We start from the raw sequence: 22,792 nt of genomic DNA on the forward strand, positions 1-22,792 counted from the left end.
GCGCGTCCCGGCTCAGCGGCTCTTCTTCGACGGCAGAGGTTTGAAAGCAACGCCGTCCAAGCCCAGGCGCTGGCAGGTATCGACGAAGCGCTCGGTGCAGACGATCACTCCGGAGAAGTCCTCCAATCGAAATAAATCCAGGTCCCTTTGAACAGCGGTGGCATCCAACAGAAGGTCATCGGGTAGCGGAGTACTGCCCCGACCACAACGCGAACAAGGCGGTTGGTGATCCGGGGGCAGGCAATCCCGGTGCAGACGGCCCATTGGGAGGATTTGCAGCTCCAGCAACTCGGGCGCGTTGCGCTGGCGGAAACGCACCTGGGTGTGGCAGCCCTCGAGTCCGCGCAAGTCCTCGGCCTGAAGCGGCTCCAGTGCCTCGCGCCGCACCAGAAGCCACCAGGGATAAGGAGCTACCAGCTGCCCGAAACGACCCTGGCCGTTACCAATCAGCGGACCGAAAGTCGTACCCGGCTCCAACAACGCCCCGGGAGGCAGCAGGGGACGAACCAGCTCACACAGCCGCTCATACTCCTCGATGGGCTCAGGCCGAGCATTCTCGAAATCGGCCAAGGCGGCCACTGGGGTCAGGTCCACGCAGGGGTACGCGAAACCGGCACTCCAGGTGGATTTGCAGACAGGGCAGTTGCGGACGCCCGGAAGCTTCCACTTGTGCGCGGCGTCAACGAAGCCCGTGTAGCCCGCAGCTCTGTCTTCGTCGATGGTGAAGTATCGCATCCGTGTGTTCGACACCTTACCGCTCAATCGCAAGAGTAGGGCACGAAGGACCCATTCACGCCGAACCGGATCATGAGCTCACCCGCGAACCGCCAGATGTCATCTGCGTTGGCAGTGGTGCGGTTCTTCCTCATGAACTGACGCCACGCTTCATTCCATTGCCCACCCCTGGGTTCGCCACTGTGCAGCCACTGGTGGAAGCTCCTTGGCAGGCGGATGGTGAAGGCGTGGATGTCGATACCTCTGCTGCCAAACCACTCAGCCAATTCCTTTTGTTGAGGGAAGATGTGGTGCTTCTCGAAGGGCTCGCGCGGAGGGGAGAGGCACTGGTGGCGGAAGAGCCTGGGCGCGCTCAGCTCCCGGGTCTTCCAGTTGTGCCAGGGGATTTCGAAGACGGGTTCCACCCTCGTGGGCACCGCGAGCGGATGTCCCCACCAGCGGCTTGCGCTGGGGGCCTCCGCCAGGGGCGTGCGGAACATCGGCACCGGCGCGGGCGCTGGTGCCGGAATCATCGCCTGTGCCAGACGCACGGGCGGGGCCTCCGCCTCCACCACGTCCTGGCAACGCCAGATGGCGCAGCGCTCCTCGTCGCACAGCGGCACCACGCATGTGGCGTCCGCTCGGGCCTCCTCCCATGCGGAGGACACGACCTCGGGCGCCTGTGCCTCCTCACGCCCCGTGGGCGCGGAGGAGGCACAGGCGCATAACAGCACGCCGAGGAGCGCAAGCCCCACCCTGGAGCGCAGGAAGCTCATGCGCCCCATCCTACGGTCGTCGCGTGAGCCTCCCGCCCTCGAAAAGCGCGTCCCGGCTCAGCGAATCTTCTTCGACGGCAGGCCCTTCACGGCCGGACCGTTGAGCACCTCGCCCGTCGGACTGTAGCGAGCCCCGTGGCACGGGCAGTCCCACGAGCGCTCGGCCTTGTTCCAGTGCACGTGGCACCCCAGGTGCGTGCACACCGGGCTCACCGCGTGCACCGCCCCACCCTCCTCGCGGAAGACGGCCACTTTCTTCCCGTCCACCTCCAGGATGCGGCCCTCTCCGGCTGGCACCTCGGACAGGTCGTGCCCTTCCGGTTTCGCCAGCCGGTCCGCCACGAAGTGGAACGCCACCTCCGCGTTCTCCTGGATGAAGTCCTTCACCCCCGCCTTCGGCTTCACCCGCGTGGCGTCGTAGAGCGCCGCGTACGGGTTCTGCCTCCCGAGGATCAGGTCCGTCAAAATCATCCCCGCCAGCGTCCCGAACGTCATGCCCGTGCCCGAGAAGCCCGTGGCCACCCACACATGCCGCGAATTGCTGTTGCGCCCGATGTACGCCAGTCCGTCCGCGGGCTCGATGACCTGTCCGGACCAGCGGTACTCAATCCGCGTCACCGGGAAGCGCCGCCGCGTGTACGCCTCCAGCGCCTCGAAGTGGCGCTCCGTGTCCTCCTCCGTCCCCACCTTGTGATCCTCGCCCCCGACGATGACGTAGTCCACGCCCTCCACCCGCTGGGTGCGGATGTAGTGATACGGATCCTGACTGTCGTAATAGAGCCCCGTCTCCAGCGGACTCTCGAGCGGCCCCGCCACCGAGTAGGTGCGGTACGGATAGAGCTTGGTGTGCAGCAAGACGCGGTTGAGCGGAGTCGTGGTCGCCTCCACCACGTCCCTACAGGTGATGATGCCCCTCGAGGTGTGCACCCGACAGGGCACGCCCTCGTGCAGCTCCGTCACCTGTGTTTCCTCGAAGATGTGGCTGCCACCTCCCTGAATCCCCTCGGCGAGCGCCAGCAGGTACTCGCGCGGGTGGAACTGCGCCTGATCCTCCACGCGCAACGCCAGCTTCACCGGATAGGGCAGCGGCACTTCGTTCGTCAGCGAGCACATCAGGCCGGCCTGCCGGGCCGCGGACGCCTCGCGCTCCAGGTCTCGTGCCTCGCGCTCCGTCTCCGCGTAGCGGAACGCGGGCAGCCGCTGGAAGCCGCAGGAGATGCGCAGCCCCTCCACCAGCCCGGCGATCTTCTCGATGGCGGCCCGGGTGGACCCGGCGGCCATCCGCGCGCCCTTCTCCCCAAAGTCCGAGGCCAATGTGTAATAGGGCGTATCCAACAGCTCGGTGAGGTGCGCCGTGGTCTGCCCCGTCTGCCCTGTCAGCAGCCGGTGCATCTCCACCACCGCCACGCGCTTGCCCTCCTGTTTGAGCAGGTACGCCGTGGTGAGACCCGCGATCCCTCCGCCAATCACCACCACATCCACTTCCAGGTCCCCTTGCAGCGCCGGGTAGCGCCGCGCCGGGGCCGAGACCGTCCACAGCGACTTGTGCGTGCGCTCTTCCACCATGCTCCAAGGCTAGGAACGAGGCCGATGGGCGGGAAGGCGAGCAACCAACCGTCCCCGCCCGCCTGCCTGTCCTCCACTGAAGCCTTGGGATGTGCACGAGCCAACAACCCCGCCCGGGGGGTGTTGGCGATTCGCGGAAGGTGACGCACAACCCTAGGTAGCCTCGGCTCCACTGATTAGTAGTTCCCGACCTGTACCCCGAGGACCCCGGAGCGTCGCGTCTTGCCATCCACCGCCGCCCTGCCGTCGCTGCCCGCGCCCGGCCCCGAGGCGCGACTCGCCTTCGCCGAGCTGCTGCTGGGCTGCGACGATGCCAAGACCTGTGCCGAGGCCGCGGTGGCCTGGCTCGTTCACCACGCCCATGTGGACCAGGTGCTGTGTCTGGCTCCCGACGAGTCGGACTCGCACTGCCTCGTGTCGCTCGCCGCACAGGGTCTGCCCAGCATGGGGAGCTTCGTGCTCGCCCTGCATGATTCGAAGCATCCGCTGGTGGAGGCGCTCCAGTGGACCGAGCCCCGTTGGTTCCATCCCGGCCAGCTCCCCTCGGAGCTGCCGCTGGCGGGCACGGGCCTCTTCACCCTGTCACTCGGCAGAGCCGCTTCGGGCTCGCCTGCCCCTGGGCTGCTGCTGATCGGCGCGCCTGTGCCGGAGCTGTCCCCTCAGGCCCCGTGGCTCGCCGGTCACCTGGGCATGCACCTGACGCGCCTGTACAAGGGCCACCAGCTCGCGCGACTCGAGGAGGCCTCCTCCGAGCTGGCCGCCCGGGTGAACGCGGCCACCGAGGAGCTGGCCACGCAGAACGAGCTGCTGCGCCGCCAGGCCATCCAGCTCGAGCAGGCGAGCGCCGCCAAGTCGCAGTTCCTCGCCAACATGTCCCACGAGCTGCGCACGCCGCTCAACGCCATCCTCGGCTACACCAACATGCTGCTGCAGGGCGTCAACGGAGAGCTCCCCGCGCCCCAGCGCCGCAGCCTCACCCGCATTGACTCCAACGGCCGGCACCTGCTGGAGATCATCAACGAGATCCTCGACATCACCCGCATTGAAGCGGGTCGGATGCCCCTGCACCTGTCCGAGTTCCGCATCCCCGAGCTCGTCCAGGAGGTCATGGCCGAGTTGGATCCCATCATCGCGCGCTCGAAGCTGTCGGTGAGCGCCTCGGTGGACCCGAGCCTGCCTCCGGTGCACAGCGATCGACAGAAGGTGAAGCAGATCGTCGTCAACCTGCTGTCCAACGCCCTGAAGTTCACCCACGAGGGCTCCATCAAGGTGATGGCCTCGTACGAGGTCGCCACCGCCACGCTCCACATCGCCGTCGCCGATACCGGCATCGGCATCGACCCCAGTCACCAGGATAAGATCTGGGAAGATTTCCAGCAGGTGGACAGCTCCCCCACGCGCGCCTATGGCGGCACGGGCCTGGGTCTCTCCATCTGTCGTCGTCTGGCCGCTATGCTCGATGGGCGCATCTCGCTCAAGAGCGCAGTGGGACAGGGCTCGACCTTCACACTGCACCTTCCACGCCGCACGAGGCGGACATGAACAGCTCAGCTCGCAACGACATCTCGCCCCTCGTTCTGATCGTCGACGACTACCAGGATGCTCGGGAAATGTACGCCGAGTACCTCGAATACTCCGGCTTCCGTGTGGCCGAGGCTCGCAATGGTCTGGAGGCCGTGGAGAAGGCCTTCGCGCTGCGCCCGTCCGTCATCCTCATGGATCTCTCGCTGCCGGTGATGGATGGCTGGGAGGCCACCCGGCGCCTCAAGATGGATCCCCGCACGCGCTCCATCCCCGTGGTGGCGCTCACCGGGCATGCCCTGGACGGGCACTCGCGCGAAGCAGAGGACGCCGGCTGTGATGCCTACGTCACCAAGCCGTGCCTGCCGGACGCGCTGGTCCAGGAGGTCCAGCGGGTACTCGCGACCGTCTCCCCCGCGGCCTAGCAGCGTCCCCGGGGCGCACGGCGTCCGATGGCTCGGGGAGGAGGCAGGCCTCGGTCCATGCCGTTGCGAACAACTGGAGGGGACGGGCCACTCAGCGCCCCGCGGCGACCTTCTCCGCGTCCTGGACGATGGAGTCCGCCCAGGGGGGAAGCTTCGCCCAGCCAGCGGTGTGCTCGGTGCGTGCGTAGAATTCACCGCTCGCGCCACGCGCCACGGAGAGCCATCCGAGGCGCTCGTCCCCACGCCGGTATTCCACGCGAAACACCTCCCGCGGCTCACCTCCGGGCGGCGCCTCTCCCCGGCCAAGGAAGTCCGCCTGCGCCGGCGCAAGCAGCCAGACCCGCTCGTGCCACTTTCGAGCCGCTTCATCCACCGAGTCCGGTGCATCCCGAGGCACGAGTTCCGCCGAGCGCTGCGCCCGCGCACGGACGAGGAAGGTCCGCGAGGAGTCCCCGGAGGTGACGGTGAGGACGTCGTACTCCCCGGAACCGAAGGCGTGCAGCGTCCGGTCCACCAGTCGGTTGGCGGCGTTCTCCAGATCGGGCAGCAGCGAGGGGGAGAGGAGGAAGACCTGCCCGTCCGTCTCCCGCCGCAGGTACGGACTGCCCCAGCCAATCGAAGAAGCGGCCAGGGAGAAGACGTGCTCTCCGCTGGTCAGCTTCACCGCCAGCTTCCGGGGGCTGTCCTTCAACCCGACCTCGGCCAGTGTCTCCGCGTCCAGCACGCCCAGGCTCCGCGTGGCCCTCAGTGGCGCGAAGCGGATGAAGAGCTTCTCCGCCGTCTCGTTGGCGCGCAGCTCCCTCGGAAGCGCCTTCGTTCCCAATCGCAACCACAGCGCGCCATCCTCTGACGCCTCGCGGAACAGCTCCACCCAGCCGGATGCGTCCTCGTAGCGCACGCGCTCCAGCGTCTGCTTCGGCGCATCCAGCACCACGACCTCACCGGGAATGCCGGCGGGCTCCCGCTGCCAGACGAAGAAGGCCGCTATCAGTCCCGCCGCCGCCAGCGCCCCCTGGAGCACCACTCCCCGCGCCCTCATCGCGCACCTCGCCGTCTCCGGCGCCGCGTCACGAGGAAGCCCGCCCCGAGCACCAGCGAGGGAGCAAGAAAGACAGCCGAGTAGAACCAGAGGACATCCTGCTGACGGGTGTGCTGTAGCGGCACGTCCTCCTCGTTGGACACCACGCCCGCCAATTCCTCTTCACCCAGGAGCCAGAGCACCGAGTCCACCAGCAGGTACGGGTTGCCATAGCCACGTGGGCCGGAATCCGTCATCACGTCCGAGTCGCCCATGACCACCACACGCGAGGGCGATGCTCCCGAGACGCCGGCCTTCTCCACCGCGACCACCAGGGGCCAGGCTCGCCGAGGCTCTCCCTCGTCCGCAGTGAAGTCGTGGTTGTTGTCCTGGAACGTCTCCGCGGGCGCTCGCACCGAGACGTCCTGGGCCACACCTTTGGGCAGGGGCTGCAAGGGCTCCAGCGCCGCCGCGCCACCGAAGACGAGCGCCGCATCGCTTCCCAACGAGGCCAGAGTTCCCACAGAGGCGTGCGAGGAGAAGCTCGCCGTCACCAGGTTGCCGCGATCGCTCCGCTGGTGGCTCATGAGCAGGAAGCGCTGGTCATTCGCCAAGGGCACGCGCAGCAGCTTCAACCCCAATGGCTCCAACAGCGATTCGAGGCCGGGCCCGTCCGGCTCCAACGCGAGCCACAGCCGCCCACCGCGCTCCATGTACCGGCGCAGCGCGGCAAGTTCCTCTGGGGAAAAGTCGCGCGCGGGCCCCACGACGGCCACCACCGAGGCATCACGAGGCACCTCCGTCCCCAGCCCCTCGGCCATGCCCAGCGTGCGAACCTCCACGTTCAGCACGCGCAACCACTCCTCGAGCTGTGACAGACCAGGCCGCGCCTTCTCCAGCGCCGTGGCGGCCTGGGGCAGCAGGCCCCGCTCACCATGGCCCGCCGTGAGGTACAGCACCCGCCGGGGACGCGATACCACTCGCAGCCGCCGGTACACGTCCTCGTCCAGCCGCTGCAACTGCCCTCGGGCTCTGTCGAGCTCAAGCGGCACCTTCAACCGTTCGATGCGCTGACCCCGGCTGAACACCACGGAGCCGTTCTCCCCCACGCCCAGTTCCTTCGCCCGCGCGAGCTCCACGGCCTGATCCAGCACCTCCACCTTGAGGTAACCGGACTCCCGGGCCAGCTCTCGAAAGTACTGCTCCAGGGCCTGCCGCACATCGTTGGCGGGCGGGAAGAAGAGAGTGATCTCCACCGGCTCGGGAAGACGACGCACCAGCAGGCGCGTGGCATCGCCCGGTCTCGCGGTGCGGAAGTACGCCAGGTCCCATGACACGTCCGCCTTCGTGGCCACGTACATGGTCGAGAAGGCGAAGATGAGCGCAAAGGCCAGCCCCAGCCCCGAGTGCAGCGCGGCACGCAATCGGCCTGGCGCCAGCACGGGCCCTCGCACCATGGCCGCGGCTGCCAACTCCACCAGGACGAGCGGAAACAACGCGGTCACCAGCAGCGCGGGGAAGAGCGCCCGCAGCACTCCCGTCAGCTCCGGCACCCGCCGCTTCAACGAAGCAACGGGCGTGAGCGCCGCCACATCCGACTGGAGGAAGTAGAGCGTCAGGCCGAGCCCCCCCAGCAGGAAGAGGCCGAGCAGCCAGCGCTCCAGCATGCGCGCATCCCCCGAGGCCCGTACCATCCGCGTCACGCGCCATGCCACCGCGAGCCCCACGAGCGCCAGGCCTGGCCCGCTCAACACGAGCCTCGCTGTGCCGGCGCCCACCACGCGCTCGCCGAGGAAGAGGGCCACCAGCCCCACCACGTACAACACGGACACCCAGGGGTTGGGACGGAGGCTCACCGCCACCTCCGCGCCTCGAGCACCCGCGTGGCAGCGAAGAGGGCCACGTAGGTGACGAGCAGGTAGTAGACAACATCGCGCACGTGCACCACGCCCGCCTGGAAGGGCTGGAAGTGCTGGTTCCACAGCGCCAGCGCGCTGAAGACATCTGAGAGCGGCTGCTCGGTGATGCGCGCCAGCAGCCAGCACGTCAGCAGCGCCACCAGCATGCACCCGGAGAGCACCGCGGCCAGCACCTGGTTGCGCGCCAACGCCGAGCCAAATGTGCCGATGGCCAGCGAAGCACTCCCCAGCAGCAGAAGCCCCAGGTAGCCGGCGGCGATGTGGCCCAGGGACAGCTTGCCGTGCACCATCACCAGCAGCGGCATGAAGAGCGTGGCCAGCGTCATCAGCGCCAGGAAGGCCAGCGCCGAGAGGAACTTGCCCAGGACAATTTCATGGTCCTTCACCGGCGAGGAGTACAGCAGGGCCAGCGTGCCCGCCTGGCGCTCCTCGGCCAGCAGCCGCATGGAGATGAAGACCGAGGCCACCATCGTCGTGCCGCTGGAGAACAGAAAGAAGAGGGAGAGCACCTCCGAGGAGCGCTTGCTCACCCCGCCCAGCGCGAAGGCGTTGAAGAGCAGGCCGTCCACCGCCAGCACCATGGCGATGATGATGTATCCCTGGAAGGTGCGCAGATAGGCCGCGAGCTCGCGGCGTGCGATGAGCAGTGTCCGCATCATGACGCGCTCCCCTCCCCCGCCTGGGTGAGCCGCAGGAAGAGGGACTCGAGCTTCTCCACCCCACGGTCCAGCCGGAGCAACTCCAGCCCCGCGCCCACCACCGCCCGGGCCACCCTCGGCCGCAGGTCCGCCGGAGCTTCCACGCGAAGCGTCACCACGCCCTCCGCCTCACCCGTCACGCGCACCGGCCCCACACCCTCGAGCGCCGCCAACACCCGCTCCCGCTCGCCCCGCACCTCCACCTCGATGAAGCCGCCACCGCCCAGCCGCTGCCCCAACTCCTCCTCGGTGCCCTGGGCCACGAGCTCCCCCTCTTTGATGACCAGGAGCCGATCACACGTCTGGCTGATCTCCGGCAGCAGGTGGCTGGAGACGAGCACCGTGTGCGCCCCCCTCAGCCCGCGAATGAGCGAGCGCATCTCCACCAACTGCCGTGGATCCAAGCCACTGCCCGGCTCGTCGAGGATGAGCAGGGCCGGACGATGAACGAGCGCCTGCGCCACGCCCACACGCTGCCGGTAGCCATGGCTCAGTGAGGAGATGGGCGCGTCGTGCACGTCACGCAGACCCGTCTTCTCCTCGGCCTCGTCCACTCGGGCGGACACCTCGCGCGAGGACACACCGCGCAGCCTGGCCACGAAGGCGAGGAACTCCCCCACCTCCATCTCGTCGTACAGCGGCGGCGTGTCCGGGAGGTAGCCGATGCGCTGGCGCACCTCGTGTGGATGGCTCACGACGTCATAGCCATCGATGACGGCCCGTCCCGAGGTGGGCAGCAGCACGCACCCGAGAATCTTCAGGGTGGTCGTCTTGCCCGCGCCGTTGAGTCCCAGGAAGCCGATGACCTCGCCCCGACCGATGCGGAAGGAAAGCTCACGGATGGCCGCGTGGCCGCCGTAGTACCGGGTCAGTCCCTCGACGTCGATCATCCAGGCGGACCTGCTGTCAGCCATGACGGAAGCGCGGCCCCTCGATGGTCTTCCCGAGCGTGAAGCGCAGGGCCTGCTCCAGCGAGGGGTGGAGGAAGGTGAAGCCCTGGCGCTCGGCCACCTCGGGGCGGATGCGCGCGCTCATCAGGAGCGTCTCCTGCCCCATCTCCCCGAAGAGGGTCCGCACGGCGGTGACCGGCAGAGGGAACAGTGCCGGCCGGGAGAGCACCCGGCCGAGCTCCCGGGCGAACTCCTCCTGCCGCAAGGGGTTCGGCGCCACCGCGTTGACGGGTCCGCGCATGGCCTCGGAGAACAGGGCGAAGTGGATGAGTCCGATGACGTCCTCGAGGGATACCCAGCTCATCCACTGCTGGCCGCCTCCGATGCGGCCTCCGCCTCCAGCCTGGAAGGCGGGCAGCATCTTCGCCAACGCGCCGCCCCGGGCACTCAACACCGTGCCCAGGCGCAGGTGCACCACACGAATGCCCGCCTGCTCCGCGGGGGCCGTGGCCGCCTCCCACTCCCGGGTGACGTCGGCGAGGAACCCGTCCCCGGACGAGCTGGACTCGGTGAGCACCTCGTCGTCCCGGTTGCCGTAGAAGCCTATGGCCGACGCACTCACCAGGACCCGCGGCGGACGCGCCAGACGCGCGAGCGACTCGCACAGCACTCGAGTGCCATCGATGCGGCTGCGACGAATGAGGGCCTTGTACTCCGGTGTCCAGCGGCCCTCGGCGATGGGTGCCCCCGCCAGGTGCACCACCGCGTCCACGCCCTCCAGCGCGATCAGGTCCATCTCGCCCTGGCCTGGTGCCCAGGCAATGTCCCCGGCTCCCGGTTGCCCACGCACCAGCCGCCGCACCCGGTGGCCTCCCGTGGTGAGGAAAGGCACCAGCGTGCTCCCCACCAGTCCCGACGCGCCACTCACCGCCACCGTCAGCGGCTTGTGTCCAGCGAAGGCCGCGTGGCGTCGCAAGTCCTCGCGGGTCACCGCATGGCGATAGGCGAACATCCGCTCCAGCCGCTGCCGCGCGTAGCCGCCGCCCAACACGCGCCCGAGCGTCCCCACCGGCAGCGCGTACTCCACGTCGTCCTCCAGCACCGTGCCCCCCGCGGCCTCGTCCCACATGCGATGGGTGTGGACCCACCGGGCGAAGGGCCCCGACTCCTGCACGTCCTGGAAGAGCGAGCCGGGGATGTAGCGGGTGTGCCTCGCCGTCCACTGAAGGGGAACCGGCCCCACGCGCATGCGCAACACCACGCGCGTGCCCTCGCGGATGCCCTCGCCCTGCTTCTCCGCCACCTCGACGGGCTCCCAGGGGGGCGTCAGACGCTGGAAGGCCCCCTCGCGGGCGTGCCAGGCGAAGACCGCCTCGGCGTCCACGGGCATCTGGCTGCGAGCTTCAAATAGCTGCGACTTGCCCATCATCCCCTCCGAGAGCCAGATTGCGCCCGACAGGCATGATTACCCCGGACCTCCTCACACGCGCAGTGGAAACACTCCGGCACGGCGGCGTCATCGCCCTGCCCACGGAGACTGTCTACGGGCTGGCAGCCAATTGCGAGGACGAGCTGGCCGTGCGCCGCGTCTTCGCCATCAAGGGACGCCCCGCCACCCACCCTCTCATTGTCCACGTGGCCCGCGCCGAGGCGCTGTCCTCCTGGGCCCGCCATGTCCCCGAGGACGCCTGGCGTCTGGCCAGCGCCTTCTGGCCGGGGCCCCTCACCCTGGTGCTCCCTCGCACCGCGCGCGCCACGGATGCCGTGACGGGTGGCCAGGACACGGTGGCCCTACGCGTCCCCCAACACCCCGTGGCCTTGGCCGTGCTGGACGCCCTGGGCGGCGGGGTGGCCGCTCCGAGCGCCAACCGCTTCGGCCGGGTGAGCCCCACCACGGCGGAGCACGTGCGAGCGGACCTGGGAGACGAGGTGGACCTCATCCTCGACGGAGGCCCGTGCACGGTGGGCGTGGAGTCCACCATCGTCGATTTGAGCAGCAAGGAGCCGGCGGTGCTGCGTCCCGGGGGCCTGGCGGTGGAGGAGATTGAGCGCGTCTTGGGGCGCCAGGTGCCGGTGCGAACCTCGTCCACAGTGCGCGTCTCGGGCAGCCTCGCCTCGCACTACGCTCCCCGGGCAGGTGTGGTGCTCTCCGAGCCCGCGGACGTCGTTGCCCGCGTGGAGGCCCTGCGCGCCCAGGGGCGGAGCGTCGGGGTGCTGGGTCCTCCGAGCCTCACCTTGCCCCAAGGGGTGCCCCGCTACGACGTGCCGGAAGATCCGGCCGGCGCGGCGCGCGCCCTGTACACCCGGCTGCGCGAGGCGGATCTCCAGGGCCATGATGTCCTGGTGGCCTGCCTGCCTCGCGCCGAGGGCCTCGGTATCGCCGTAAGGGACCGGCTCGCCCGCGCCGCCGCCCCCCGCCCCCCCGGTACCTGAGGGGGGGGTGTTACTCAGGGAATGGGAAATCAGACCCCGCGTGCACCTACCGGAACACTGCCGTAGACTCCTGAACACCTGAAGTCGGGAACCTCTCCAGCCTCCATTACCAGGAGCCTCTTCGTGAACCGGCGCCTCCTCGGCCTGCTCGCCGCCCTTTCCCTGTCCTCCGCCTGTAAGGATGAGCCCGTCGGCAAGATGGAGCCCATCCCCCGGCCGCGCGACACGACCGTCACCCCGGCAAACCAGGCCGCGGCTCCGAAGCCGACCCCCGCGCCCGAGCCACCGCCGGACCCCTCCAAGGTGGTGCTGCGTTGGAAACTCGACGCCCCCACCGCCTTCCGCCTCACCACCACCGCCTCCGAGTCCGCTCCGTCCGCCAAGGGCAAGCGAGACAAGGCGGACTCGGCCACGGAGAAAGAGACGTCCTCCATCTTTGTCCTGCGGAAGACCGAGTCCGGCGACTACGCCTTCCGCATCGTCCCAGAGGGACCGGGCGGCGAGGCGGACCAGGGCACCATGAGTGAGCGCGGCTTCGTGCTGGACGGGCTCGCGGGGCCGCTGCGCAACACGGCCGTGCTGGTGCTGGAGCTGCCTCGAGACGCGGTGGGCCAGAACGCCACCTGGCAGCTCGGGACGGACCTGGTGGACCTGAGCTCCATCCCCGGCTTCGTCGAGAAGAAGGCCGAGCGGCGCAACCAGGTGAAGCTCACCGCGCTCACCCCCGCCGAGAATGGGGAGCAGGTGGCGACGCTCGAGTACGAGCTCTCCGAGGACATCTCCGGGCAGCTCCGCCCCATGAGGCAGCCCCCCCAGAAGACAAAGCCCGCGGCGGCAGCGAGCGGCAAGGGGGGCGGGCATGATCACGGGAAGGAAGGCGCGCACGAAGAGGAGGCGTCGGCTCCAAGCGCCCCAACTGCCTCCTCCGAGGTGCGGGTGAAGGGCCGGGGCGAGTTCCTCGTGAAGGCGGGCCGGTGGCGCTCTTGGGAGGCCACGATCACCACGAGCACCGAGGGCACCACCGTCCCCGGCCTGGCCAATGGCGAGCGCGTGCTGCGCCTCACCCCGCTCGATTCGGTACCGCAGGAGTTGCTGCAGCCACAGGCACAGAAGTAGCCGCCGCTTCCGACTCGCGCACGAGTCGGACCACGGCCTCCACCCATGCGGGGTGCGAGTTGAGCGAGGGGACGAGGGTGAACGACTCGCCCCCGCTCGCGAGGAACTGATCGCGCCCGCGTATGGCCACCTCCTCCACCGTCTCCAGGCAGTCGGCGACGAAGGCCGGGCACATCACCGCCAGGCGTTTCACCCCGCGCGCGGCCAGCTCCGGCAGCACCACGTCCGTGTAGGGCTGCACCCAGGGGGTGCGTCCCAGGCGGGACTGGAAGGACACGCTCCACCCGTCGGGCGTCAGCCCCAGCCGCTTCGCCAGCCCCCGCGCCGTGGCGAAGCACTGGGCCCGGTAGCAGTGGCGGTTGGCGTCCGTGAGGGCGTCACAGCACCCCGCCGAGGCCAGGCAGTGCGAGCCCGAGGCATCGGAGCGGCGCACATGGCGCTCGGGGACACCGTGGAAGCTGAAGAGGACGTGATCCGCCCGCGCGTCGGAGATGACGGGGCGAGCCACCTCCGTGAAGGCATCCAGGAACGCCGGGTGCGCGTGAAAGGCGGGCACCACCCGCACGTTGGGCACATCCCAGGGCGAGGACAGCACCTCGTAGGTGCGCGCCAGCGAGGAGCCCGACGAGGACGGAGCCTCCTGCGGATAGAGCGGCAGCACGGTGAAGTCCGCCACGCCCCGCGCCCGCAGCCGCGCCACGGCATCCGGCAACGAGGGGTTGCCATAGCGCATGGCGAGCTCCACCTCGTACTCACCGGAGAGCCGCTCGGCCACCGCCTTCTCCAGGGCCCGCGAGTGCACCATCAGCGGCGAGCCCTGCTCCGTCCAGATGGTGCGGTAGGCGTGCGCGCTCTTGGGCGAGCGGAAGGGCAGGATGATGAAGTTGAGCAGGAACCAGCGGCCCACCGGGTGGATGTCCACCACACGCGGATCACTCAGGAACTCGCGGAGGTAGCGGCGCACGGCGCCGGTTTCAGGGGCATCCGGCGTGCCCAGGTTGATGAGCAGCAGCCCCTTGCGTGCGGGAGTCATGTCCGCTCAGTGCAGGGAGTGGGGTTGGGTGAGGGCGAACTCCCCGATGCGCGCCTCGAACTGACGTCCGTCCGCGCGCTCCATGGTGTAGGAGCCGCGCATGGAGCCGAAGGGCGTGCGCAGCTGCGCCCAGCTCGTGTACTCGAAGCGCTCCCCGGGACCCAGCCGTGGCTGCTTGCCCACCACGCCCTCGCCCTTCACCTCTTCCACCTTTCCGGTGGCGTCGGTGATGATCCAATGGCGGCTGCGCAGCTGCGCCACCTCCTGACCCGTGTTGACGATCTCCACCGTGTACATGAAGGCGTACTGGTGGGACTCAGGGGCGCTCCGCTCCGGCCAGTAGCTGGGCTTGACGGTGATGCGGACGCCTTCGGTCGTGACGGAGGACATGGCACACAATTGGCTGGCTCGCCGCCCGGACGCAAGCCAAACAAACCAGCCACTCAGGGGCTTAGGAGTTAGCCCCTTCCCGGTCCCGCCCCGGCTGCGCTGGCTGCACAGGAGCCTCCGCCTTCGGCCAGATGAGCGAGGCCACGATGGAGGCCACCAGCACCCCGCCAATGACGCCCAACGACAGCCCGATGGGGACGTGGATGTCGAAGTAGGTGATGAGCATCTTCATGCCCACGAAGCCGAGGATGGCGGCCAGTCCCATCTTGAGCAGGTGGAACTTGTCCATGAGGCTCGACACCACGAAGAAGAGCGAGCGCAGGCCGAGGATGGCGCACACGTTGGACGTGTAGACGATGAAGGGGTTCTGGCTGATGCCCAGCACGGCGGGGATCGAGTCCAGGGCGAAGAGCAGGTCCGTGGCCTCCACCACCATCAGCACCAGGAAGAGGGGCGTCACCTTGCGCCGGCCGTCCTCGATGGTGAAGAAGTGGTTGCCCTCGCCCTGGCGGGCCACCGGCAGCATGCGCCGCGACAGCTTCACGATCGCCGTCTGCTCGGGGTCCGCGGCGTCATCGTCTTCCTTGGAGAAGGCCATCTTGGCCGCGGTGAAGACGAGGAAGGCGCCGAAGATGTAGAGCAGCCAGTGGAAGCGCTGGACGAGCGCGGTGCCGGCCAGGATGAGGGCGGCGCGCATGACGAACGCGCCCATGATTCCCCAGAAGAGCACGCGGTGCTGCACCTCCGGAGCCACCCGGAAGTAGGCGAACACCATGAGGAAGACGAAGAGGTTGTCCACCGAGAGCGCGTACTCGATGACGTAGGCCGTCACCCATTCGGTGGCCTGGGACGTCGTCCAGAAGCCCGAGTACCAGAGGCCTCCACAGAAGAGCAGGCTGAGGACGATCCACACCACCGTCCACCCACCCGCCTCCTTGGGCGTTACCACGTGCTCCTTGCGGTGGAAGAGGCCCAGGTCCAGGGCCAGCATGGCCAGGACGAAGACGTTGAATCCCACCCAGAGCGCGGTTTGTGTGTTCACGAGTGTGTTTCCCTGATCCGGCCACAGACGCCGGGCGCCCCCCTCATACCGGGGCAGGAGACCCGACGTCGACAACCTTGAGCGGCTTCTTCCCGCGAGCGGTCATTCCGTCGCTGGGCGACGTAGCACCACCAGGGCCCGGCCGGCCACCACCACAGAGCCACCGGCGGGCGTATGGGTGTGCAGGGAAACTCGGGACTGGCCGGTATCCACCACCTCTTCCCAGTCCGCGCCCCACTCGATGGCCGGGAGCTGGAAGGTGATGGGCTCGTGGTGGGCGTTCATCAGCACCAGGAGTGTGTCCCCGACGATGCGGTTGCCCTCGTCGTCCGGGGTGGCGATCGCATCGCCGCCCAGCAGGAAGGAGATGGAGCGCACGTAGGGCTTCTCCCAGTCCTCCTTCTTCATCTCCTGGCCGTCCGGGCGGAACCAGGCCAGGTCCTTCAGCTCGCTGTCCCAGATGTGGGAGCCGCGGAAGAACTTGCGCTTGGTGAGCACCGGCTGCTCGCGGCGCAGCCTGCTGAGGAGACAGGTGAAGTCCAGCAGCTTGCGTTGGGACTCGGAGAGGTTCCAGTCCACCCAGGAGAGCGCGTTGTCCTGGCAGTAGGCATTGTTGTTGCCGCGCTGGGTCCGGCCCATCTCGTCACCGGCCAGCAGCATGGGCACGCCCTGGGACAGGAAGAGCGTGGCGAGGAAGTTGCGCTTCTGCTGCTCGCGCAGCTCGGTGATGACGGCGTCCGTCGTCTCACCCTCCACGCCGCAGTTCCACGAGTGGTTGTCGTTGGCCCCGTCCCGGTTCTCCTCCAGGTTGGCCTCGTTGTGCTTCTGGCTGTAGGTGACGAGGTCGTGCAGGGTGAAGCCGTCGTGGGCGGTGATGAAGTTGACGCTCGCGGTGGGCTTGCGGCCGCTCAGCGCGAACAGATCCGAGGAGCCGGTGAGCCGATAGCCGATCTCCGCGGCCTGCCGGTCATCACCCTTCCAGTAGCGGCGAATGGTGTCGCGGTACTTGCCGTTCCACTCGCTCCACATCACGGGGAAATTGCCCACCTGGTAGCCGAAGTCGCCCACATCCCAGGGCTCGGCGATGAGCTTCACGCGGCTGAGCACGGGATCCTGGTGCACCATCTGGAAGAAGGCGGCGCGGGTGTCGTAGCCGTACCGATCGCGTCCCAGGGTGGTGGCCAGGTCGAAGCGGAAGCCGTCCACGTGCATCACCTGCACCCAGTAGCGCAGGCTGTCCATGACGAGCCTGAGCGCGTAGGGGTGGGTGGCGTTCCACGAGTTCCCGGTGCCGGTGAAGTCCTGGTAGTAGCGCGGATCCTTGTCCAGCAGCCGGTAGTAGGCGGCGTTGTCCAGGCCCTTGAAGGACAGGGTGGGCCCGAGGTGGTTGCCCTCGCAGGTGTGGTTGTAGACGACGTCGAGGATGACCTCGATGCCGGCGCGGTGGAGCGCCTTCACCATGGACTTGAACTCGACGACCTGGCCGCCGCGCGAGCCGGAGGCGCTGAAGCGCGCGTCCGGGGAGAAATAGCCCAGGGTACTGTAACCCCAGTAGTTGGTGAGGCCCTTGTTCACGAGGAAGGGTTCATCCACGTGGGCGTGGATGGGCAGCAGCTCCACCGCGGTGACGCCCAGCTTCGTGAGGTGCTGGAGGATGGCCGGGTGGGCCATGGCCGCGTAGGTGCCACGCAGGTGCTCGGGGATGGCCGGGTGCAGCTTCGTGAGGCCCTTCACGTGGGCTTCGTAGATGAGCGTCCGGTTCCAGGAAACGGAGGGAAGACTGTCCCCCTCCCAGTCGAAGTCGTCGGTGAGCACCACGCCCTTGGGCACGCCGGCGGCGCTGTCGCGCGTGTCGAAGCTGAGATCCTGCTCCGACTCCCCAAGCGAGTAGGCGTAGACAGGGGCGGAGAAGTCCACCTGCCCGTGCAGGGCACGGGCGTAGGGGTCCACCAGCAGCTTATGCGGGTTGAAACGCAGACCGCGCCGAGGCTCGTAAGCGCCGTGGGCGCGCAAGCCGTAGAGGGTGCCCGTCTGCAGCCCCGGGATGAAGCCGTGCCACACGTGCTGCGTCTGCTCCGGCAGCACGTAGCGGCGCAGCTCTCGCGAGGGCTGCTCCGGATCGAAGATGCACACCTCCACCTTCCGCGCATGCTCGCTGAAGACGGCGAAGTTGACTCCATTACCAAGGTACGTGGCGCCCAGGGGATACGGCTTGCCCGGAAGCACCTCGGCCCGCTTCATCCATCGCTCCTCTCCAACAGCACCAGCGGGAAGCCCGCCAGCAGCGGAGCCAGGGGCAGCACCACGCTACCCGCCTGACGCCCTGGCCGGACCTCCTGCCCGGTGAACACGTCCCGGAACGTCATGCTGGCATAGGACTCGGGCAGATCCAGGGACGTTTCTTCATAAGCACCCGTGAGTCCCCCAGGGGACTCCAGGGCGGAGAGGGTGTAACGCGGTGCGGCGGCGATAACGACGGAGCGCTCGTGCTCGCGGGCGAAGGCCACCGCAGCGTCCGCGCGCGGGCCCACCAGGTGAAGGGCCCGGTACCCACCGTGGTGGAAGAGCGCCGACTGACGCTTGCGCAGACGCAGGGACTCGGCCAGGACGAAGAGCTTGATACGGCCGTCGTCCATGTTCGACACCAGCTGAGAGCACAGTCCGGGCCGGTTGGCCTCCGCTTCCCGATCCAATACCTCCAGCAGCCGAGCCCTCAGGCCATAGTCCACCGGCCGGCGGTTGTCGGGGTCCACCAACGACAGATCCCACAGCTCGCAGCCCTGGTAGGTGTCCGCCACGCCGGGGGAGATCATCTTCAACAGCAGCTGCCCGATCGAGTTGTGCTGCCCGGCCCGCTCGATGCGACGCTTGAAGGACTGGAGATCCTCGAGGAAGGCGCGGCTGCGGCCCTCGTCCAGGCAGGCCTCCACGTAACGCGCCACCCCCTCCTCGTAGGCCGGATCCGGGTTGGTCCACGAAGTGAGGACCTTGGCCTCCTTGATGGCCTTGAGCATGTAGTCGCGGATGCGGTTGCGCAGGTCCGCCAGCCCCTCCGAGGAGAGGGACGGGCCCATGGGCCAGGCCCCCACCACCGTCTGGTAGAAGAGGTACTCGTCATTGGGGCACGGAGCGACGCCATGGGGCAGCTCCGTGCGGTGGGCCCGCGTGAGCTGGGACCAGCGCTCCACCCGCTGACGCCACTCCTCGGGCAGCTCGGTGAGGACGTTGATGCGCGCGCGCACGTCCTCGCTGCGCTTGGTGTCGTGCGTGCTGGAGGTGAGCATGCTCGCGGGCCAGTGCTCCGCGCGCTCCTGGTTGCGGGTGTGGAATACCTCCGCGGAAGTGCCGAAGTGCTCCGGCTCCCCACCCACCTCGTTGAGGGACACGAGCCGGTGGTAGACGTAGAAGACGGTGTCCTCCAGGCCCTTGGCCATCACCGGGCCCGTCACCTGCTGCACCTTCATGGCGAAGGCCAGCATCTCCGCCCGCTCGTGCGGCCCCAGGTGCTCCGGGTAGCGCCGCAACAGCACGTCCCCCAGGAAGTCGAAGATGCTGGCGTTGAGGGTGGCGTTGCGCGCCTTGGCGTGACGCAGGGTGTCCTGGATGTAGCGCACGTCGCGCTCGTCCAGCTCCGGCCGCCAGTCGTCCACGTAGGTGCGGTAGACGGGGAAGAGCGCGATGAACTCCGCCAGCGCCCGCCGCAGGCTGTTGAGCGTGAAGTCCCGCGTGCGCCGGTTCATCTCCGAGATGCGGTTGAGCCGGTGGGCGAGCATGTTCAGCTCGCTCGACATGAAGTCGCGCAGGATGAGGCGCTTCTTCTCGTAGACCAGCTCCTCGAAGTCCGGCGCCTCGTCGATGAAGCGGTGGTACGTCTCCGTCAGCGACGCCTCGGCGTCCGGCTTCACGAAGACGCCCCCCACCGCGTTGGCGAAGCGGTAGCCCGTGGTGCCATGCACCGCCCAGGCCTCCGGGATGCGCTCGCGGCCGCCCTGAATCTTCTCCACCGCCACGTAGAGCGCCTTGCGCAGCGGCGAGCCCACCTGGGCCCCCGCCTCTCCCTGCCAGCGCTCGCGCAGCCGCCGCTCCACCTCCGGCCACAGCTCCGCCCGCTCGGCGTGCTCGGCCTCGAAGACGGCCCGCGCCCGCTCGATGAAGTACTGCTCCTGCAGGTTGAGGAAGTAGGCCGTTGGATCATAGAGCCCATCCGGGTGATCGATGCGCAGCCCGGTGATGCACCCCTGACGCAGCCAGTCGAAGATGCGCTGGTGGGCCTCGGTGAACACATCCGGATCCTCCACCCGGATGGCGGCCAGCCCGTTGATGTCGAAAAACCGACGGTAGTTGATCTCCTCCCCCGCCACGCGCCAGTGGGCCAGCCGGTAGCTGCACCCCTCCAGCAGCTCGCCCAGCTCGTCGAAGGAGCGGGGGTTGCCCGGGGTGCCGTTGAAGGCCTTCACGTTGGTGGAGATGTGTTCCGCCACCTCGGGGCTGGCCTCGACCAGGGCGGCCAGACGGCGCTTGATGATCTCCTTCTCGCGGTTGCGCTCGATGACCCTGGCGCGCTCGGTCTCCGTGCGAGAGGGCAGGTGGCCGATGGCGGTGAGGATGGAGTGCAGCTCGAGCAGGTGCGTGTTCTCCACCCCCAACCGGCCCTCCAGCTCCTCCAGGCCGCGCCGCAACACCCGCCCGTACTGCCGGGGAGCCAGGGGAAGGGTGCGATCGTAGTAGTGGATGAAGAAGGCCCCCTCCCGGAAGCCCAGCTTCAGCTCCCCCCGCTCCAACACCACCCCGTACTGGTCCCCCAGCACCGGCAGGAGCACCTTGCCCTCCAGCTCGTCCTTCACCGGGCTCCAGTCGATGTCGAAGAAGCGCGCGTAGAGGGACGAGGGGCCGTTCTCCAACACGTCGAACCACAGCGGGTTGAAGGACTCGATGCCCATGTGGTTGGGCACCACGTCCAGCACCTGACCGAGCCCGTGCTCGCGCACAGTGGAGCAGAAGGCCCCGTGCTCCTCGGGCGAGCCCACCTCGGGGTTGAGCTGCTTGTGGTCCACGCAGTCGTAGCCGTGGGTACTGCCCGGCGTCGCCTTCAGGTAGGGCGAGCAGTACACGTCCGACAGCCCCAACCGGGCCAGGTAGGGCACCACCTCCCGCGCCGCGGTGAAGGGAAAGCCCTTATGAAGCTGCAACCGATAGGTGGAGAGCGGCGTGGCGCGCGCCAAGAGCTCATCCCGCACTCGCCCGTACAGCGCCCCGGCCAGGGTCTCCACGCCCGCCTGCCCCATCTCTCCTCCCGACACAACCGTCCCCTCGAGTCGCATATGCCCCAGTCGTAGGATCGATGGGCCGTTCTGACCACCGCCGAGACGCCCATCCGCACGCTATCCAACGCTCTCTGGCCGCTTGTCCCTCGAAAGTGCAGAGGGCCCGCCACATGGTGGCGAGCCCTCCGATGACAACTCAGCGGAATCTGGATCAGCTCAGGTTCTTGTTCACCAGCGCCGTCATCTCGAACATGGTGACGGACTTCTTCCCACCGAAGATGGGCTTGAGCTTGTCATCGGCGTTGATCTGCCGCTTGTTCTTCGCGTCCTGAAGGTTGTTCTTCTTGATGTAGTCCCAGATCTTGCTGACGACCTGGGTGCGCGGCAGCGGCTTGCTGCCGACGATCTCCGCCAGGGCGGCGGACGGAGTCATCTCCTTCATGAACGCCGCGTTCGGCTTCCTCTTGCCCCCAGCAGCAGACTTCTTGGCGGCAGGGGCCTTCTTCGCGGCGGCGGGAGCCTTCTTCGCGGCGGTGGTCTTCTTGGCGGCCATTCTGTTCGGATCTCCTCCCCCTGTTCGCGTGTCCGGGGGCGTTGCACGGCTTGTTCACACCCAGAGCCGTCGAGCGCCTAGTAGCACGCCCGAGGCCGAAAAACAGCCCTCCGCTGCATTTTTCCCTCTGAGGGCCGAGGGGAAAATAGTGTTTCTCCCTCGGAAAGGAAGAGTGTTTTCTCAGGAGAAACACACCATGTTGAACATACTCGTCACTGGCGCGAACGGTTTCCTCGGCTCCTGGCTGGTACGAGCGCTCTCCTTGCGGGGGCTGAAAGTGGCCTGTCTGCTGCGTCCCGGAAGTGACTTCTCCAGTCTGGTCGGCTGCAAGTACGAGACGGTGGAGGGGGACGTGACGGACGCGTCCGGGCTGGCCCGGGCGGTGGAGGGCCGGGAGGTGGTCTTCCACCTGGCGGGCATCCGCCGTGCCGCCACCCGGGAGGACTTCATGCGCGTCAACGCAGAGGGGACGCGGCTGCTGTGCGAGGCCCTGGTGGCCACCGGGACGCGGCCTCGGCTGGTGCTGGCCGGCTCGCTGGGCGCGTCAGGGCCTGGCACCCCAGGGAGGCCGAAGGTGGAGGAGGACCCCTTCCAACCCGTGGAGTGGTATGGCGAGAGCAAGGCCGAGGCCGAACGAATCGCCTTCTCGTTCGCGGACCGGCTCCCGGTGACGGTGGTGCGCCCACCCCGCATCGTGGGGCCGGGAGATCGCGAGAACCTCCTCCTCTTCAAGCTGGTGTCCAAGGGCCTGCGGCTGGAGCTGGGTGGGGGCCCCCGGCCGCTGACGCTGGTGGACGTGGAGGACGTGGTGGACCTGCTCCTGCTGCTGGCCGAGCGGGACGAGGCCCTGGGCCAGGCCTTCTTCGTGGGCGCACCCCAGCCCCTCTCGCTGGAAGAGTTACAGGACATCGCCGCCGGGGCGCTGGGAATCCAACCCCGCACGGTGCACCTGCCCCCCTCCGTGCTGACGACCCTGGCCACCTTGGCGGACGGGGTGACGCGGCTGACGGGCCGACGACTGCCCCTCAACCGGAAGTTCGCACGTCAACTCTTGGCGCCGGCCTGGACCTGCTCGAGCGCCAAGGCCGAGCGGCTTCTGGGCTTCCGGGCCACGCGGGACGTGGCCGACTCCATCCGCCGCAGCGCTCGCTGGTACAAAGAGCAGGGGTGGCTTTGAGCACCGAGCCAGGCCCGATCCAGGCCACCACCTGAAGGGTCCTCAATATGTAGGATAAAGCGCGAGACGACACGGGCGTCGCTCGCGTCCACGCGCCGAGCGCCTGCGCGGGCCGGCTGGCTCCGTGCTCACCGAGCCACCTCTCCACACCCGAGGCTGCTCGACCGCACGACCCCACCGCTTCAGCGCTTCCCTGCCCTACTCGGGACGAATTCACGGCTGCTACGCGTGGTTGACACACGCCTGACTCAGGTGTC

The 22,792-nt window shown here is 68.3% G+C and carries 19 protein-coding genes; 5 read left to right on the plus strand and 14 right to left on the minus strand.

Annotated elements, in window-relative coordinates; translation table 11 throughout:
* Positions 1 to 12 precede the first annotated feature (12 nt).
* The 3 genes from F0U60_RS40765 to F0U60_RS40775 are packed head-to-tail and all read right to left on the minus strand — an operon-like array spanning position 13 to position 3,056.
* The gene (locus F0U60_RS40765) at positions 13 to 735 is read right to left on the minus strand and encodes a double-CXXCG motif protein (RefSeq protein ID WP_395808012.1); all 723 of its coding nucleotides are present in this window, start codon (positions 733 to 735) and stop codon (positions 13 to 15) included.
* A gap of 23 nt (positions 736 to 758) precedes the next feature.
* Positions 759 to 1,490 (minus strand): TIGR02269 family lipoprotein, encoded by a 732-nt coding sequence (locus F0U60_RS40770; protein WP_395808014.1) that lies wholly within the window; start codon positions 1,488 to 1,490, stop codon positions 759 to 761.
* A 57-nt stretch (positions 1,491 to 1,547) separates the two neighbouring features.
* Positions 1,548 to 3,056 (minus strand): FAD-dependent oxidoreductase, encoded by a 1,509-nt coding sequence (locus F0U60_RS40775; protein ID WP_395808016.1) that lies wholly within the window; start codon positions 3,054 to 3,056, stop codon positions 1,548 to 1,550.
* Between the two features lie 222 nt (positions 3,057 to 3,278).
* Here F0U60_RS40775 and F0U60_RS40780 point away from each other — a divergent pair, with 222 nt between their 5' ends.
* Together F0U60_RS40780 and F0U60_RS40785 are read left to right on the plus strand one after the other, a co-directional pair.
* Positions 3,279 to 4,598: a sensor histidine kinase gene (locus tag F0U60_RS40780; protein WP_395808018.1), complete on the plus strand. Its 1,320-nt coding sequence runs from the start codon at positions 3,279 to 3,281 to the stop codon at positions 4,596 to 4,598.
* A complete protein-coding gene (locus F0U60_RS40785; RefSeq protein ID WP_395808020.1) occupies positions 4,595 to 5,002 on the plus strand; it encodes a response regulator in 408 nt (135 codons plus the stop codon). Before F0U60_RS40780 ends, F0U60_RS40785 begins: the two co-directional genes overlap by 4 nt.
* 91 nt (positions 5,003 to 5,093) lie before the next feature.
* Here the strand turns inward: F0U60_RS40785 and F0U60_RS40790 are convergent, their stop codons facing one another.
* Genes F0U60_RS40790 through F0U60_RS40810 form a run of 5 tightly spaced genes read right to left on the minus strand, consistent with a single transcriptional unit; the run spans position 5,094 to position 10,953 of the window.
* Positions 5,094 to 6,041 carry a hypothetical protein gene (locus F0U60_RS40790; RefSeq protein ID WP_395808022.1) on the minus strand — a complete coding sequence of 316 codons (948 nt, stop codon included), beginning with the start codon at positions 6,039 to 6,041 and terminating at the stop codon, positions 5,094 to 5,096.
* Positions 6,038 to 7,876, minus strand: coding sequence for a Gldg family protein (locus tag F0U60_RS40795; RefSeq protein WP_395808024.1), 1,839 nt, complete (start codon positions 7,874 to 7,876; stop codon positions 6,038 to 6,040). Before F0U60_RS40795 ends, F0U60_RS40790 begins: the two co-directional genes overlap by 4 nt.
* Positions 7,873 to 8,598 carry an ABC transporter permease gene (locus tag F0U60_RS40800; protein WP_395808027.1) on the minus strand — a complete coding sequence of 242 codons (726 nt, stop codon included), beginning with the start codon at positions 8,596 to 8,598 and terminating at the stop codon, positions 7,873 to 7,875. The genes F0U60_RS40795 and F0U60_RS40800 overlap by 4 nt, the downstream gene beginning before the upstream one ends.
* The gene (locus F0U60_RS40805) at positions 8,595 to 9,551 is read right to left on the minus strand and encodes an ABC transporter ATP-binding protein (protein WP_395808029.1); all 957 of its coding nucleotides are present in this window, start codon (positions 9,549 to 9,551) and stop codon (positions 8,595 to 8,597) included. The genes F0U60_RS40800 and F0U60_RS40805 overlap by 4 nt, the downstream gene beginning before the upstream one ends.
* The gene (locus F0U60_RS40810) at positions 9,544 to 10,953 is read right to left on the minus strand and encodes a TIGR01777 family oxidoreductase (RefSeq protein WP_395825664.1); all 1,410 of its coding nucleotides are present in this window, start codon (positions 10,951 to 10,953) and stop codon (positions 9,544 to 9,546) included. Before F0U60_RS40810 ends, F0U60_RS40805 begins: the two co-directional genes overlap by 8 nt.
* Before the next feature lie 35 nt (positions 10,954 to 10,988).
* Between F0U60_RS40810 and F0U60_RS40815 the strand changes: the two genes are divergently transcribed.
* Both F0U60_RS40815 and F0U60_RS40820 read left to right on the plus strand, forming a co-directional pair.
* Positions 10,989 to 11,960: an L-threonylcarbamoyladenylate synthase gene (locus tag F0U60_RS40815; protein WP_395808031.1), complete on the plus strand. Its 972-nt coding sequence runs from the start codon at positions 10,989 to 10,991 to the stop codon at positions 11,958 to 11,960.
* 123 nt (positions 11,961 to 12,083) lie between these two features.
* Positions 12,084 to 13,076 (plus strand): hypothetical protein, encoded by a 993-nt coding sequence (locus F0U60_RS40820; protein ID WP_395808033.1) that lies wholly within the window; start codon positions 12,084 to 12,086, stop codon positions 13,074 to 13,076.
* Here the strand turns inward: F0U60_RS40820 and hemH are convergent.
* The 6 genes from hemH to F0U60_RS40850 all read right to left on the minus strand — a co-directional run bounded on the left by hemH (position 13,021) and on the right by F0U60_RS40850 (position 21,358).
* On the minus strand, positions 13,021 to 14,109 hold the full coding sequence (gene hemH, locus F0U60_RS40825; protein WP_395808035.1) for a ferrochelatase: 1,089 nt from the start codon (positions 14,107 to 14,109) through the stop codon (positions 13,021 to 13,023). The genes F0U60_RS40820 and hemH overlap by 56 nt on opposite strands.
* A gap of 6 nt (positions 14,110 to 14,115) precedes the next feature.
* Complete coding sequence (gene apaG, locus F0U60_RS40830; protein WP_395808037.1) at positions 14,116 to 14,499, minus strand: Co2+/Mg2+ efflux protein ApaG; 384 nt, start codon at positions 14,497 to 14,499, stop codon at positions 14,116 to 14,118.
* A gap of 61 nt (positions 14,500 to 14,560) precedes the next feature.
* Complete coding sequence (locus tag F0U60_RS40835) at positions 14,561 to 15,541, minus strand: TerC family protein (protein WP_395808039.1); 981 nt, start codon at positions 15,539 to 15,541, stop codon at positions 14,561 to 14,563.
* Between the two features lie 102 nt (positions 15,542 to 15,643).
* Positions 15,644 to 17,782 carry a glycogen debranching protein GlgX gene (glgX, locus tag F0U60_RS40840; protein ID WP_395808041.1) on the minus strand — a complete coding sequence of 713 codons (2,139 nt, stop codon included), beginning with the start codon at positions 17,780 to 17,782 and terminating at the stop codon, positions 15,644 to 15,646.
* The gene (gene treY / locus F0U60_RS40845; RefSeq protein ID WP_395808043.1) at positions 17,779 to 20,862 is read right to left on the minus strand and encodes a malto-oligosyltrehalose synthase; all 3,084 of its coding nucleotides are present in this window, start codon (positions 20,860 to 20,862) and stop codon (positions 17,779 to 17,781) included. Before treY ends, glgX begins: the two co-directional genes overlap by 4 nt.
* Positions 20,863 to 21,016: 154 nt before the next feature.
* Positions 21,017 to 21,358, minus strand: coding sequence for an SWIB/MDM2 domain-containing protein (locus F0U60_RS40850; RefSeq protein WP_395808045.1), 342 nt, complete (start codon positions 21,356 to 21,358; stop codon positions 21,017 to 21,019).
* A 199-nt stretch (positions 21,359 to 21,557) separates the two neighbouring features.
* On the opposite strand from F0U60_RS40850, the gene F0U60_RS40855 reads away from it, so the two are divergent.
* Positions 21,558 to 22,535, plus strand: coding sequence for an NAD-dependent epimerase/dehydratase family protein (locus F0U60_RS40855; protein ID WP_395825668.1), 978 nt, complete (start codon positions 21,558 to 21,560; stop codon positions 22,533 to 22,535).
* The last annotated feature ends 257 nt before the right edge of the window (positions 22,536 to 22,792 follow it).

It is taken from the genome of Archangium minus (assembly GCF_044360475.1).
Lineage (GTDB): Bacteria > Myxococcota > Myxococcia > Myxococcales > Myxococcaceae > Archangium > Archangium minus.